This window comes from Rhizobium sp. 3T7 (assembly GCF_020166565.1).
In the GTDB taxonomy this organism is placed as follows: domain Bacteria; phylum Pseudomonadota; class Alphaproteobacteria; order Rhizobiales; family Rhizobiaceae; genus Rhizobium.
Window position 1 is genome coordinate 17,261 of sequence record NZ_JAIQXS010000020.1, and the last position, 15,104, is coordinate 32,364.

Genomic DNA, 15,104 nt, shown 5'->3' on the forward strand with positions numbered 1-15,104 from the left:
CATAAGACAAGCGAAGTTATGCTTTAGGCCGGCATGCAGGTCGCGGATGCGAACGTTGTCACCGTGATAGGAAAGGTTGACGTTGAATGGACCGTCGCTATCGAGCGCGCCGACGGCCTCACGGTGCTGAGATCCTCACATATCGTCTCGAAGGTTCCTCATTGCCAACTGCCTGTGCAAGGAAAACTGGCGTTCGCACTCTGCTTCTGCCAAGAAGCGGCGACTATACAGACATCTGTACCGTCAATTACCGCGTATCGCATTTGTTGCGCCAGCTAACCTAGCGAGAACTAGGCATCGGGCAAGCTGAAAAATCAACTTTCCAGCGAGTGACTACGCTATGCACACTACTGCCAAACGTAAAGATATTATTCTAGAGGCGGTCTCTTCGGGGTGATCTTAATCATCTGTTGAGCGAGAAAGTTCTGCCCGCACGATTGAATAATAAAGTCGGAGAGAAGGAATGGCTGTTTCCAATCTGTCGAAAATATTATCCAGAGCGCCCAAAGTTTTATTGTATTTGCCCCAGAGAAAATCCGTGTGCACGTCGAGGTCCTCGGGCCGAGCATCTTCAACGATCGTATAGACAGGCGACCGTACCGTTCTGCCCTTTACGACAATACGGTCAAGCTCGACGACGGTGTAACGCCCGCTGACAAGCCGCGCGGTCTCCTCCCCGAGCAGAATAGCCACCCCGTAGTTCTTCGATGCTCCTTCAAGCCGTGAGGCGAGATTGACCGAGTCGCCGAGGCAGGAGTAGTCGAAGCGCCGGTTCGACCCCATGTTGCCGACGACACATTCACCCGTGTTGATGCCGACGCCCATCTTCAGCACATGCAGAGGTGCGCCGCTTGCTTTGGCTTCTGCTTCAAGCTCCTTGTTAAGCTTTCCAATGGCGGTCTGCATTGCAAGCGATGCTTGAACAGCATGGAGCGCGTGCTTGGGGTCATCGAGCGGAGCGTTCCAAAATGCCATGATGCAGTCGCCCATGTATTTGTCGATCGTACCTCCGTGATCCATGACGATATCGGAGAGCGGCGTCAGCAGCCGGTTGATCAAGCCGGTCAGCCTTTCCGGATCGTCCTTCATCGTTTCGGCAATCGTCGTGAAGCCACGGACGTCGGAGAAGAGGACCGACAGCGTTCGTCTTTCTCCGCCGAGCTTCAGTTGCGACGGATCGTCAGAGAGCTTTTTGACGAGATCGGGCGAAATATACTGCGAGAACGCTCGGGTAATGCGTTGCTTGTTCCTGCGCTCCTCCGCAAAATCGAAAGCCGCTTGTCCGAAGGCGACGGACACAAAGGCGACGGTCGGCCCTAACGGTGATACGAAAAAATGGCCGAAGCGTAGACCGGCATAGGAGAGCAGCGCGAATGCGCAGATCGCGACGACGGTTGCTAATAGTGTTAGCCAACCGGTGGATTTCCAAACAGTTGCTGCAGCGAGCGCGGCCGCAAGCAGGACGAAGCCGACAAACGGCACGCTGCCCATGCGAGTGATAGACATCCGCTGGCGAAGATTATCGTAGATCGTTGCCTGGATTTCGACGCCAGCAGTAAGCTTACCCGTATGCATCGTGTACGGTGTGGCAAAGGCGTCAGCGCCTCCCTTATCGATCTCCGGTGCGTTCTGCAGGCTAAGGCCGACCAGGACTACGCGATCCTTGAAAGTGTCCTCAGGAAGGAAGTTCTTCGGGTCGAGGGCCTGATAATAGGAGACGGTTGGATAGCTACGCGCCGGGCCGAATGACTGGATCATTGAGTTCGACGGGATCGTGTCAACATCATTGCCGGCAGCCCGCAGAAGCGTGACGGCAAAGCCGTCTTCGTAAGGGGGGACCGTCCGGAAGACGCCGTCCCCACCAAGCTCGATCGAGGCTATGCCCGTGCGAGCACCGGCTGCCGTCAGTTGAGGCAGTGGGGTCGCTCTCACCAGCTGATCGGCTTGCGGGGTCTGGATGAGCGTCTCGTCGCCGGCAAGCACGATATCCGGGCCGACCGTGGCGACAATCGCCGCATCGTTTTCGACTGACGAGGGCTCCGCCATGATGATATCGAGGCCGATCGCCTTTGCGCCGGCTGCTCGTAGTTGTCGGATCAATTCGGCATGCAGGCTGCGCGGCCAAGGCCACTGCGCATTGATCGCCGCAAGGGAAGGCTCGTCGATTGCGACAATGACCGGCCCATCCTGCGGCGGCGGCAGGCCGTCCACCGTCGACAAGTAGTCGAAGGACTTAAGCTCCAGCAGCGGCCACGCCGGCAGGCGCGAAAGCAAGGAGATTCCGATGAGGGTCACCAGAATGAGGACAAGCAGTCGCAGGCTGCGGCTGCTGAACGGCCAGCCGAGAGATTCTGTAGATTGACCAGGAGTCGGGGCCTTGTTCATCAGAACCGAACTTTGAAAGTGCCCTTTACGGCACGACCCCAACCAGGAACGCCCGGGGTTATTTCAAAATCCTCGTCAAGCAGGTTGAATGCTGCCACCTCAAGAGCAAAGCGCTTGTCGAACGGCTCCCAAATCATGTTGGCATCAAGCGTCCAAAAGTCATCAAGCTGTGTCCCGATGTCGTCGCCGTCTCGTCTGCCGATATAATTGGCGGCGATCGTCGCTTTCACCTTTGCTTCATTGACCCAGGTGAGCGCCACTTGGCCTGAGTTGCGCGGGATGAACGGAAGTGCCCCGCCAAAGTTTGCGCTTGCTTCATCCTCGTTTTCCGATTCCATGCGGGCGTATGTCGCTGAGAGACCGAACCCATTCCCCAGCGCAAAATTTGCTGTGATGCTTGCCCGATCAATACTGCCTCTTTCCAGAGGCAGGCTATCAATCGCGGGCAGTGCCGTCAGCGGTAATCCAATCGTAAGATCATGCAATTCTTGGTGCTGATAGCTCATGGACGTGAAGAACTTATCGGTCCATTGCGAATCCCATTGCAAGGCCACAGTATCGATATAGCCATCGATCCCGACAGCAATCTGATTTGGCTGCAGTCCGACAATGCCGATTGGGGCGAGTGTCGGTACGCCTGTTTCGACGCTCTGGCGCATGAACGCGGCGCGCAGCCACTGATCCTCGACCGGAGTCCAAGCCACGCCCAATCGTGGCTCCAGGCGACTGACGTCAACACCATCTCCATCCAGTCTCGTTGCATGCAGGGCGTATTCTGCCGTCAGGTTTGGCGTAATCTCGTGCAGCAGGTCTACGTAAGCACGGGCCAGATTTGTTCGACTGGACGCTTCGTTCGGGCCGTCCGTGATATCGGGCACAAAGAGGGGGAACAGCTCAAAAAGCTTGGCGAAGCTACTGCGATGGGCATCAATCCATCCACCCTCGATACCGTATCGCCAAGTCAGGCCATCATCAGCGCCCAGGCTGTGGCTGATGGCCGCGACATAACTCTTGGACGATAGGCTCTCCCGGGTTTGCCCGAAGGGGACTAGGTCCGGCGGTGGCCCTCCAAGAAATGGCACGGCTGATTGGTCGAACACGAAGTCGTTCGTACTCTCCGACTTCACCTCTGAATAGAGAAGCGCGGCGTTCACGATATTTCGGTATCCGAAGGTGTGGCTCCAGCCTATGCCGCTGTTGAGATTATCCAGACTGTTGTGCTGAGTGCGATAGAGCGGCAATTCCGGCGGTGCGACTGGCACCAGAAAAAAAGGAATGAAGAGCTCAGCGTTAAGCCGGATCGACGGCGATGGATCGAGCGTCAGCGAATTCAGGTCAAAATCGCTCCGGCCCTGATTGACGAACGCGACCACGCGATCCTCTGGGGTGAGAGTGGCCGTTATATAGCCATTGGCGCTCAGCAATTTGTTCTCGGTGGAAAAATTGCCAAAGTCCGCATAGCTTCCTTCAGCTGGTATCTCCTCCCACTCGAAATTGCCGAAGAAGCTGATGGGTATCGTCTGGTTGGCAAAGCCTTGGATCTCGGCTTCACCGACCCGTCCAGTGTGACCGCCGACGCTATTTATGCCGCCGCCAACAGAGCCTTCAATAAACGGCGTGCGCAGCAACGTGGCCGATCTCGACCGGCCTGACAGCATGTGCGGGTCGAGCAGCAATCCTTGAAACAGAGACGAAAAGCTTGTTGCGTTACTCGTATTTTCAATCACGCTATCTCCGAAGGTGATCGCATTCTTGAAAGGGTTGATACTGCCTTTGAGTGCTTGATCCGCAAAGCCGCTGCCTTCGAACGGGTCAAAAACCGCATCGCCATAGTACCGCCCCCAGGCATCGAGCCCCTGCAGACGAAAGGCGTTGTTGAGCGTGGAGCCGGCATCCTGGTTGGCTCCCAGTGCGCTGAAATCTCCCCCGCGAGCGCGAGCGCGCCTTAAAAACTCTTGGGCGTTTGCGATCGCTCCATCAGCGTCGTAGTCATCAATGGCAACTGCGGTTCGAAACGCAGAGATGGCCGGGTCATTCTTATCCAGTCGATCGGCATTTTCGAGAGCCTGATTTGAAGGATCCCGCTCGCCTCTTTCATAGTGGCCTGCCGCGAGCATTAGCTGCGCCTGCGAATAGCTCGGATTGGCCGTCGATGCCGCGAGAAGGTCCTCGATCGCCTTTTCTCGTTCTCCTGACTGGAGATAGTAGCGTCCGCGCGCAAGAAGTGCCACGTCGAAGGCTGGATCGGCGGCCAATGCCAGGTCGATCTCCCGCTTGGCTTCCTTCATACGCGATTGATCGAGATAAAGGACAGCGAGATTGGCATGGCTGACCGGATCGTCCGGATCGAGTTCGATCGCCTTCTTGAACGCAGCCTCCGCTTCGCGGCTGGCGCCCCGGGCATCCTGCAAAAGACCGAGATCATTCCAAACCATCGACGAGCCTGGAGCGACTCTCAGCGCGTTGTTCAGGTCTTCGAGCGCGGCCTCAAGATTCCCCTCGAAGTCGGCGCGCATGCGAGCGCGGGCCTGTAAACCATCAGGGTCCATGGGATCGATCGAAAGCGAACGCTCGATCGCCTCGCGCATCTGGACCTGATCGTTGATCAAGATGGCAAGCTGTGCGCGCAGAGCCGGCAGCCGCGAATCCGTCGGGTAACGGGCTTCCGCCTCCTTCATCGTTTTGATGGCGGCGGGAATGTCTTCGAGGAAGCCGGCCGTATACGCCTTCATCACCGCAGCATAGGGACCGGTGATCGTCGCTGGCGGCTTCTCCACATGATCGGGGTCGCGTAGCGAGCGCGAATAGTAGCCTCCGTAGGCAGCGATGCTGCGACGCTGCGGATCAAGCGCCGACTCAGCCTGCGAAAACAGTTTTGCCGCATCGTCGTAGCGTTTCTCTGCACCCGCGATCAGGGCTTCGATCAAATCGGCGCGGGCGCGCTGGCTGACTGAAAGTTTGAGTGTCCGAGCTCTCGCCAACGACTTGAGCGCCGGCTGACGCCCATCGAACGACATCTGTACTTCGGCAAGTGTCAGCCAGTCCTCTGACGTTCTTGCTTCCGGCGCCTTGGCTTCGATGCGGCTGCGTTCGGATCGCATCTTTTGCATCGGCAGCGGCGAAGCGGGCATGAACGTAAAGCCGCTGCGCAGTGTCAGATAAAACAGCATCTGCTGGCGATCGTCAGGGGCAACGATGACCAGCTTGCGGGGTGCCTGCCCGATCGTCGCGACCGCCCCTTCCCCCTGTGCGACCTCGACACTGCCGTGCTCGTTCTTGAGCTCGACCCGCCCCTCGAGCACAATCAACGAGGTCTGGTCGCCCTTGACCGTCAACGTCCAGTCGGTCCCGCGAATGGCGGCGGCTGCTGCCGGTGTCTCCACTGTCAGTCCCTGACCACCGCGCTGCGCGCGTGCCCACATCGTGCCAGATTGCAGATTGAGAACCGTGTCGCCATCGGCAGCCATCTGTTTGACCTGCAGGGCGGAATTGCGGCCCAGACGAACCTGCGTGTGGTCTGCAAACAAGATCGCCAGCTGACCATTGGCATTGGTGCGAAGCACGTCGCCGCCGAGCAGGTCTTGATGAAGGGCGACGTTCTGCCAGCTGGAAAGATCGATGAAGCGGACTTCTTCGCCCGTCTTGCGGTCAATGACCGAGCCTGCAGCCCGCGCCGCGCGCCGAAGAGGCTCCGCCACGGCCGGCTGCGCCAGGCACAACGCGGCCACCATGATCGCCGTGCCCCCGCACGCGTATCTCGCAAATCTACCCCTCATATTGCAAGGATTTGTCTACCTATACTTGAAAAGTCAAGTGGACATCAGAAGGCAGACTTGCTTTGCATGGCAGGTGTAATATCAAGGAAACACTTTAGCGCGGGGGTGCGGTGTGAGTGATTTTGAGAATGCCTCGGATTATTTGATCAGCCCACCTTCGGCCGATGATGTGAGTTCGGAATATCTTGACCACATCAAGAAGATAAATGACATATTTTACGACCAAATCAAAATTTCTGATCAGAAGGCCGCCTATATCTTTACTTTTATGCTCGCCTTTTTAGTAACTTCCAGCGAGGGACGTGAGGTCTTTACCTGGGGTCGCTATGCCCAAGGCTCGCCACAGGGCATACTTCTCTCTGGCGCTTTGGCACTGGCATCAATCGTTTCCATCCTCTCAGCGATTCTGGTGGTTTTGCCGCGTCACGTGAACTCCTCGACTTCCCTGTTCTGGGGAGCTTGGTCCAAGCATCGTGGTCATTTTCGCGAGGCGGCAACGAAGCGCGATAAGGGCTATCTGTTCGAGCAATACGTCGAGAATGCGGATATCCTTTCGACCATAGCGCGTGGAAAATACCGCTGTGTGAGCTACGCGTTCCGGGCATTGATGGTCACTGTGATCGCCTACATCCTCCTACTGGTGAGCACTTAGTCGCCGAAAGCCGTCGCTTAGCCCCGCCGATAACGGCCTCTTATTGGGAAGCAACCGCGATCAGGGCGGCCTCTCCCTCGATCATCTTCAGGTCTGCTGCGAAGTAGGTCATGTCTGGGCCGACTTCGTTCATGAACAACAAGGTCATCAATTGCGACTTCCGCTATCTTCCTGTTGACGAAAACATCGTGGATATCACTGGCGTCACGAATCCGGCGAGCGGCGTGATCACTATGCCAGGGCACCAATTCGCGGTCGAAGATGAGGCTGTCTTCGCGAACGTCGGCGGAAATTGCTACAATCACTGCAACCGCCGTTACAATTAACGTGGACACGACTTCGTTGGGAACGTATACGAGTGGCATCCGCCGTCAGACGAAAAACCTCGTATATCTATCACGTACGCAGCAGTTCAACTTCGATTGCTCGTACATCGTGGGCTACGGTCAGCCGCAGTTGGAGATTGCATTCCCTGACAGCTCGCGTCTTGGCATGGAGCAGATCGAGCTGGATTTGCTTATGGAAGGGTCCGGCAATCATTCCAACGTCCTTTTCAGCCTCCTCTCTACGGCCTGCAACATTCAAGGTTTTCGCTTCAAAACCCACAATGGAAATGCTGTCTCTGCTTTGTTAGGTTGACGACTGGGACGCTTTCCCTGTTCCAAGCAGAACTGCAGTACCTCACGCCACTCTATGGTTCAGGCATCCCCATCACAGGGGGTGGCCAATAGGCGAGTCTTGCTGTCTACGGCGGCAACGTCGCGGCGACGGTTCCGGCCGCGCTCCCGTATGCAAGCATGGCGGCTTACCAAGGCTTCATCACTGAAATCGGGACGGGAACTGTTTACAGCCGCAACGTCACAGCGCTCTAGTCGGCGGCGGCGGAACAGGCTGCGCGAGCCGCCCATCACGCATCGGCGCTAAGGGGCTGGGCGTCGAAAGGTACGTCGCCTGTCGCCTAGGCGTATCGTTCTACAAAAAGAACTGACATCCAAATGAAACCGCGGCAATGGCCAATGGCATTGTCAGCACCATGGCGATGCTGTGCCAGTCGCATTGATGCACATAGTCGTGCGCTTCAGAGTTCATTTCGGCTACTCCCCACATGGACAGCAGCCTATATGACTTGATTGCGATGTCGTCTCAAAAAAAGTATCTGATTGTAACGCTCCGCAAGCCTGCCAAAAGATCTATTCGACGGAACGAGCGACCGAGTTTGAAGCCGTAGACCACTGCATCGTAAGCTTAGAGAAGTTGATACGGTCTGTTCCGGCGATTGGCGGTTTCAAATACACCTGTCACAGCTTCATTCGATCGTCTGACTTTCAGCATGTGCGCTGAGATGACCACGTCTTCTATGGTCCGTTTCAGCGCCATTTCCTCCATGAGGTCGATCGCCAAGTTGGCAAGGGAATGATGCTCCGCCCACGGGTGGTCTTGCCGTTGGTAGTCGTTCAAAAAGCTCCAGCTCCAATCTTCAACGATATAGAGTCCACCGGGCCGCAGTTTCGGGAATGCTACCTTGAAGCTTGCTTTGGTCTGGTCATAGAAATGTGACGCGTCATCAACTACGAGGTCCAGCTCGCCGCCGAAGTCCTGCGCTATAATTTCCCCAAGGCGTTGCACATTGTCTTGAGAGGTGCCGTAGTGGACTTTCGCCTTTCCATTCCGCGAAGCCACATATGTGTCCAGCGCGGGTATTGGGACATCTGAGAGTTCGACAGCAGAGATCCGCTCTGGGTTGAAGACTTGATCGAGAAAAACGAACGAGCCGCCTTGGTAGACGCCAAGTTCCAATATTCGCCTGAAATCCTCTCCCTTATGCTGCAAGTAGTTATCAAGAAAACCGCGAGACTTCATCATCGTGAAATCGGAACGAGCGGACTTTCGTTTGCTGCCACCATATTCGTAATCAAGGGTTATATTCTGGCCACCAATTTGGAAGGTGGCTTTATCTAGCCACACCAGATCTTGGTCATGCCGAGGCGCAGGCCTCCTGAACTTGTCCATCCATCCCATCGCTCCCTCCTATTCCATAAACGCTTCTTGATACAAGTATCGGCAGCAGAGACATTTAGCAACAATCGGCGGTTCGTAAAATTGACGCAAAAAGCGCGGACCAGCTGCGCTCCAACGCGCAGTTATCTTAATCGCCGAGTACGGCAATGGCAGCGTCGCAAGTACGGTGTACCGGCGCGCAATGGCGGCCAGGTCCCTTACGGCCGTGGTTTCGTGCAGACGACCTCGGATGCCAACTATGAGCGCACCGATCGTGAGCTCGGGCTCGGTGGACGGCTGATCGCCAACTACAACCTGCTACTGACGGATACTGGCTTTGCAGAGATGGGATTCACGGAAGAGCAGATCTGCTCTAGGAGATCGCGTGGCGGATCATTTCGACTGCTGGTACCGGAAGGATGACCATGGCGAGTAGGGCGACGATAGCGATCAGGCTAACTCGTGTCGTTGCTGATCCGACACCAAGAAGGCCGATGACGAACGCCAGGAAAAACGCGTGATCTACCCCATAGGTGTTCATGGAGATCAGAGTCAGGGCAACCAGGAAATACATAATGCCGCGGGCTACACCAAGGCCCCATAAGATTGCGGTGTTGACTAATTTTACTTCAGATTCGGTCAGTCCGTCGAACATGCGAATGCAACGCCCTTGAGTAATAAAAACCGAGGGCGTTAAAGAGCATTTTCTGCCGCAATGCAACTATCGCTTTTGGCTATTTGCTACACAAGGAAGTGAAATGTTCTGGAAAGTCATACGGGTAGTCCCGTTCTCGGTGGCGGGACGTCAAAATGGATGTTCGGTGGGGTCCGATACCGGTAAAGGATCTAGGCCGCATAGACATCTATGGTTGTCTCCGGTAGACACGGTGCCTGTGGGTTTTTGTGCCTTCCCAACCTTTCTGTGAACGCGACATGGCTGAACTAGACCCGAACGACGCGCAACAGCGACTGAAGTCCTTCGACTTGCTGAAGAGGATGCTATCGACCTACGATTTCTCGAAGGTTGACGCGACGATGTCTCCGACAGAGACGATGGTCGGCCACAATTACTTTTGGGTCGGCGCCTCCGCTATGGAAGCCATCATAGAGTCGGTACAGGCCAGCCAGCTTACAGAAGTCAAGACTATCCTCGATATGCCGTGTGGCCACGGCCGCGTGCTTCGTCACCTCGCGGCGATGTTCCCGGACGCGACGATCGATGCCTGCGACCTTGATAAGGAAGGCGTTGAGTTTTGCGCCAAGGCATTCGGAGCTCGGCCCATTGTCTCGCATGAAGATCTGACGGCTGTCGAATTTGATACCAAGTATGATCTGATCTGGATCGGCAGCCTGTTTACCCACACATCTCGCGAGATCACCGAGCAGTGGCTGACCTTCCTGTCACGGCAATTGACAGGCGAAGGCATTATCGTCGCGACATTCCACGGGCGGTTTGCCCCAAAGCTGCACTACCACACGCCCTACATCGACGATGGTAAGTGGGCGGTGATTATGGATGGGTACCTCAGGACGGGATACGGCTACGCCGACTATCAGAGCGGACAGTCGCATGATTTCATTGAGGGTAGCTATGGCCTGTCTGTAACCAGACCGAGCACGCTCCTCGAGATCGTCTTCAAAATCCCCGGCGTTCGCGTGCACCATTATAAGGAGCGTGGGTGGGGCAATAACCATGACATCATCGCGTTTGGTCCGCCAAACTGGGATGACTCTACCTGGCCATCGGAAGAGCCGAAGCTAATCCCGCCGCCACCGGAACCGCCCGGCACCTGAGAAAAAATTACCGGAACGGCTTCGTGGAGCTGCCAAGTTGTGCTGCTCCAGGACTTGGCGCACCGATCCCTCAGACTAATAGACGCAAGACTCGCTTCGGCGCGCCTTTCCCTTTTCCAACAATCTGGAGCCCTTCATGAAACTCAGGCTGAATGGCGACGGGTGCTTCTGTGCGCCTGGAGCATTCGTCTCCTCTTGCTGGCTGGCGCCTTGTCCGGTCTCGAGACAATGGCAAATAGGAGAGCAAAAGCTGCCCTGCATCGGGGCTTGGTCTCGTAGCTTTGACGGCGACCTATCTCACCGAACCGTGGGAGGATACCAAGAACCTTGCCTACTATGACCGCCTTGGGAAGGTCTGGACCGTCTGCACAGGCGAGACAAAGCGGCCCGACGCGACAAGCTCTTATTGGGATTGCGCTTTATGACTGACCGTCGCAATTGATTGTGTGATTTGATTCGGAATTTTGAGAGTGGAAATGCGCGGTCTTCTGAATATCCTTCTTTTTGTCCTTATGCTCTTTGCCCTCGCTATCCTAGCTGTCAGCTCGTTCGTCGCCGGCCTCCTCATTCCGCTCTACTTCATCTTGGTATTCGTCGGCGCCGCGAAGCGTGAAGCCAAGGTCAAGACGAAGATCGAAGCGATGTTGATGCCTGACGAGAGCGTCGTGGCGAGCATCATCGAATACCGTGCGATGGCACTCTTTCGGCGCCGTGTGTCCATCGTGATAACCACCAGCCGCATGATTTCTGTTCGCCGGAAAATTCTGGGTGGCTACCGCATGCTGGACAAGCAGTGGAAAGACCTCAGCAACGCTCAGATGGACGAGAACATCTTTCCCGCACTCTTCGGCACGTCGCTTTCCTTCTCGTTCCTGGAGCCTGAAGGTAGCAGCCTGGGGGTTGGCGGTGGAAGCCCAGAAGACGCGGCGAAGGTCTACAAATACGCTCAATCTCAAGAGCAGGCCTGGGCAGAGAAACGTCGTATCCGTGGCATTGAAGAGAATCGATCGTTCGCAGGCGCTATCAACCTCGGCGGCCTGTTCCAGGCGGCAGGCGGCTCCTCAGAGGTGTCGCCGACGGATGCCATCGCAAACGAGATCAACAGCGCGAAATCCCTGCTTGCCTCGGGCGTTATATCGGACTCCGAGTTCCAGGAGATCAAATCGAAGATTTTGAGCCGTCGGTTCTGAGAGGGGGCGTGGGTACATCTCGCCTTTAGTGGACGACATCCCGCCAGTCCGTCCTCGCTGACAATCATGGCCGTCCAAGTACCATCAGAATACCGGAAAGCGAGGAATGCGGGTTCAGTGCGGTTCATAACTGTCTCTCCTTGTCAGGAGCAGTCCGCCCGACGAACGTCCACTCGCAAAAGTGCGGGTTGGCAACACAGGGAAACCCTGCAGTCGTGGCTGCGGGGGTCGATAGTTGGCTCTGAGCGGCTTCAATTTCAAAGCGTGGTGGAAACTATCCGTATGGGCCTTTGGTTCCCGCGGGAAACCGTATAGCGTCGCCCACCAATTGGCTTTCTAGCCTCATCAGCCAGAGTTTTAATGAGAATGGTGGCGACAGCCTTTGCCGCAATTTGGCGCCGGGTAGCGGTGCGGTTCGCCGCGATCGGCATCATGCTTTGCGTGGCAGCATGGCTATTCGTGTTATGGATTTGTCTCTGCCTGATGCCGTTCTGGATCAGACGGCCAGCCAGTCGCGCCGAGCGTCCCAGCGTCCGCCCGCAATCCACGTGATACGACTCTGCCACAAAAAGAGCCCCGCATGGGCATCAGCGGGGCGAGGAAGAGTAACGTTGAAAGGGAACGGCAGGGATGTCAGAACCCCTACCGTCTATTCGCACAACGCGGCCCGCCGCATTTCGTTCCGACCGACGGGGCTAGCGCATGGCGAGCGCGATCGACAGGCTCTCACGCGTCCGGAAACCGGCCTCCATCAGGTCAAAAGCCGTCGCGATTGCCGCCCGAGTGCACTCGCTTTCCGGGTCTATTTGATTTGTTTGGCGCCATGCGTTGAGGACTTCAATCTCGTCGTCGTCCAGTGTGAATATAGGGAATTGTGTGGTGGCGTTCCCCATAATGGCAAGAGCGAACAGACTCTCTTAATCGGACCGTGCCGTGCTTGGTCTAACGCCACACTATGCGGCTTATTCGCACGACGGTCGCTGAAAAGAAAAAGGCCGGAACGGGGCCGGCCTTCCTCGATGCATCTCTGCAACAGCTGCCAGTACCTCCGTGGTCAGTGTTGGAAATGCCGTGGGTCCAATCTAACGCGCACCGGACTTGATTCAAGTTCAGCTTTTCGAGGAGCGATCCAGTCGCACGGGAACTCACCGCTTCGGCAGCAGTTCTACCTCAAGAAGGAGAACAGCTATGTCGTCTGAAACCCAGCGTATGCTTCATCTGCATTTCGAATACCTGGAGAGGACGCACGAGGTTATCTTCTAACCGACGAACACAGTCAGATGCTGGAAGCGATCCGGGACAGAACCGTTGATTTGGCCGACGAGCTGGCGCACGCTCATACGCGCCAGTTCCAGGATAACTTCATCAACCTTATGCGCGAGAACTACAAAACTGACGTGATGCTCGGGCCGCGGGGCGCAGTAATTGCGAGCAATGAACCCGCGCCCCAGCTACTGGGCGCGAAGCCGAAGTGGCCGATAGGGTGCTATCGGCCCAAAGCGGCCATGCAATGCTTGAGTGTTGAGCGCAGATCGAACGCGACGCCTCCCTAGTGGTGAAAACCCAACGCTTGATACCCAAGGCGGAATACCGCTTCCGGTGTCTACCTCTCGGCTTTTGGTATAGATTAGAAAGTAGACCTAAAATTGTGTCGCTATCAAACAAAGGAGAAGCCTGAATGGTCTCCGTCCGATATATCGTCGTCGACGTTGACGAGGCGGTCGCGTTCTATCGAGACAACCTCAATTTCAAGCCCGACAAGCACAATCCGGGCAAATTTGCTGCGCTCGTGCGCGACGAACTGACGCTTTATCTCAGCGCCCCAGGTGCAGGAAGCGGTGGTCAGGCGGGCGGCAATCCGAAGCCGGGCGGGTGGAACCGGTTTATGATCATCACGAGCGAACTCGATGCGCTGATTGAGCGGTTGCGCCGGGCGCGTGCAAGTTTCCGCGGCGATGTAAGTGCCAGCGGTGCTGGCCGTGCCATCCTGCTCGAAGATCCGTCGGGCAACATCGTCGAGCTGTTCGAGTTCAAGAAGGACTGAGTCCGGCCTCCGCAGCGGTTTCGTCCACACATAAGCTGCCGAGGGATCGGCAGCTATCGGCCCATTGCAGTCATCCTCTCGATCACCTAATTTCTCCTTGCACTACCATGAGTGGCGGACTTCTAAACGGAACTCCATCGACGATGCACAGCGGCAAAATTAGTCGAAAAAATACGTTAATAGCCAGCTTTAAAAGGAGAATTTCAATTTCAAAGATCGGCAGATATGGCTTTAGTGGAAGTCAGAGACTACCGAACGAAAGAAATTCCTAGGGGAGATTGCCCGGCATCGGTTTCGAACGGAAGATTTGGGCCTATGATCGCCAGCAGCTTTATCGGCATGGCCTTTTGGAGCCCGGGCCTCGGCGTATCCCACCGCTCAATCCTCTAGCCCATGCCACCGCGCATAAGACGCTCGGCCCTCTGCCTCAGCAAGATCGAGATTCGCATACAGGCCAGCGGCAGTAAGTGTATGCCAGCCTTCCGAGATTACTTCGCCATCATATTTGGAGACAAAATAGTATTGCTCCGCGTAACTATACCGCCCATCGTCACGTTGAATGACGACAATGCGACGCCGCGGATGGCGTGCTGCCACCACCTCGACAGTGCCCAACTCCTTCACTACCTGCACGTCAACGCTCCAACCGACACCGGATTAGAGGATGTCGAAACGCAGATCAACGCAAGAGGTTCCCGCTGTATGGCAGAAGACAAGGCGGTACACGGCATCACTGCCGTGGGCGTCGTTCTCGCATCTCGATGCTGGAGCTGGCCAATTGGGCCCCTTCGACGCCGAGCGCAGAAATATCGAGATGGATGCCATTCGGATAACCGTCCCGATGCCCAGTTCCCGATACCGCATAACCAGTAGACGTGGAGGTTTGCATCCGCGCCTATGTCGGCGCGGCCTTTCAACTGCTCCTCCTCGCCGACACGATCGTGGATGCTGTCAACAATGTAACGGCCTTTTTCTGTCGCGCACTTTGACTTATCGCATCGACATCAACTTCGCGGCCAGACGTGCATCGATCTCGAATCTGGGACGATCGGCGTCCGGGTGACCGATGTCTCGCAGTTGATCTATCGTCAGATCGGCCAATGCCTTCCGCCTCGCGACGCTACGCCGCCACCGCCTCAGGAAGGCGATGATCCCTACCGAGATATAGGGTTCGAGAAGGCGCTTTTCTGGACCGCCGATGACAGCGTATGTTTCCGAATGTGCCATTTTTGTCTCCCGTTCGTGATTTCATGATCGGGAGCCTG

General features: G+C 56.2%; 10 protein-coding genes and 1 pseudogene. 6 read left to right on the forward strand and 5 right to left on the reverse strand.

Features of this window, described 5'->3' with window-relative positions; all coding sequences use genetic code 11:
• Positions 1-399: 399 nt before the first annotated feature.
• Together K9B32_RS22810 and K9B32_RS22815 are read right to left on the reverse strand one after the other, a co-directional pair.
• Complete coding sequence (locus K9B32_RS22810) at positions 400-2,385, reverse strand: CHASE2 domain-containing protein (RefSeq protein WP_224566263.1); 1,986 nt, start codon at positions 2,383-2,385, stop codon at positions 400-402.
• Complete coding sequence (locus K9B32_RS22815) at positions 2,385-6,161, reverse strand: TonB-dependent receptor domain-containing protein (RefSeq protein ID WP_411969738.1); 3,777 nt, start codon at positions 6,159-6,161, stop codon at positions 2,385-2,387. Before K9B32_RS22815 ends, K9B32_RS22810 begins: the two co-directional genes overlap by 1 nt.
• Positions 6,162-6,273: 112 nt before the next feature.
• Here K9B32_RS22815 and K9B32_RS22820 point away from each other — a divergent pair, with 112 nt between their 5' ends.
• Positions 6,274-6,813: a Pycsar system effector family protein gene (locus K9B32_RS22820; RefSeq protein ID WP_224566267.1), complete on the forward strand. Its 540-nt coding sequence runs from the start codon at positions 6,274-6,276 to the stop codon at positions 6,811-6,813.
• Between the two features lie 342 nt (positions 6,814-7,155).
• Positions 7,156-7,452, forward strand: a complete 297-nt coding sequence (locus tag K9B32_RS22825) for a hypothetical protein (protein ID WP_224566269.1) — start codon at positions 7,156-7,158, stop codon at positions 7,450-7,452.
• Positions 7,453-8,058: 606 nt separating this feature from the next.
• Here K9B32_RS22825 and K9B32_RS22830 read toward each other — a convergent pair.
• Positions 8,059-8,832: a class I SAM-dependent methyltransferase gene (locus tag K9B32_RS22830; protein ID WP_224566271.1), complete on the reverse strand. Its 774-nt coding sequence runs from the start codon at positions 8,830-8,832 to the stop codon at positions 8,059-8,061.
• A 352-nt stretch (positions 8,833-9,184) separates the two neighbouring features.
• Positions 9,185-9,466, reverse strand: coding sequence for a hypothetical protein (locus tag K9B32_RS22835; protein ID WP_224566273.1), 282 nt, complete (start codon positions 9,464-9,466; stop codon positions 9,185-9,187).
• Positions 9,467-9,744: 278 nt separating this feature from the next.
• Between K9B32_RS22835 and K9B32_RS22840 the strand changes: the two genes are divergently transcribed.
• The 4 genes and pseudogenes from K9B32_RS22840 (at position 9,745) to K9B32_RS22855 (ending at position 13,839) form a co-directional block, all read left to right on the forward strand.
• Positions 9,745-10,605 carry a class I SAM-dependent methyltransferase gene (locus K9B32_RS22840; RefSeq protein ID WP_224566275.1) on the forward strand — a complete coding sequence of 287 codons (861 nt, stop codon included), beginning with the start codon at positions 9,745-9,747 and terminating at the stop codon, positions 10,603-10,605.
• 476 nt (positions 10,606-11,081) lie between these two features.
• Entirely contained in the window at positions 11,082-11,795 is a 714-nt protein-coding gene (locus K9B32_RS22845; RefSeq protein ID WP_224566277.1) for an SHOCT domain-containing protein, read from the forward strand.
• 1,194 nt (positions 11,796-12,989) lie between these two features.
• A pseudogene (locus K9B32_RS22850) lies at positions 12,990-13,216 on the forward strand (GntR family transcriptional regulator); the annotation flags it as partial.
• 257 nt (positions 13,217-13,473) lie between these two features.
• Positions 13,474-13,839: a VOC family protein gene (locus K9B32_RS22855; RefSeq protein WP_224566279.1), complete on the forward strand. Its 366-nt coding sequence runs from the start codon at positions 13,474-13,476 to the stop codon at positions 13,837-13,839.
• 990 nt (positions 13,840-14,829) lie between these two features.
• Here the strand turns inward: K9B32_RS22855 and K9B32_RS22860 are convergent.
• On the reverse strand, positions 14,830-15,066 hold the full coding sequence (locus K9B32_RS22860) for a hypothetical protein (RefSeq protein WP_224566281.1): 237 nt from the start codon (positions 15,064-15,066) through the stop codon (positions 14,830-14,832).
• Positions 15,067-15,104: the final 38 nt, after the last annotated feature.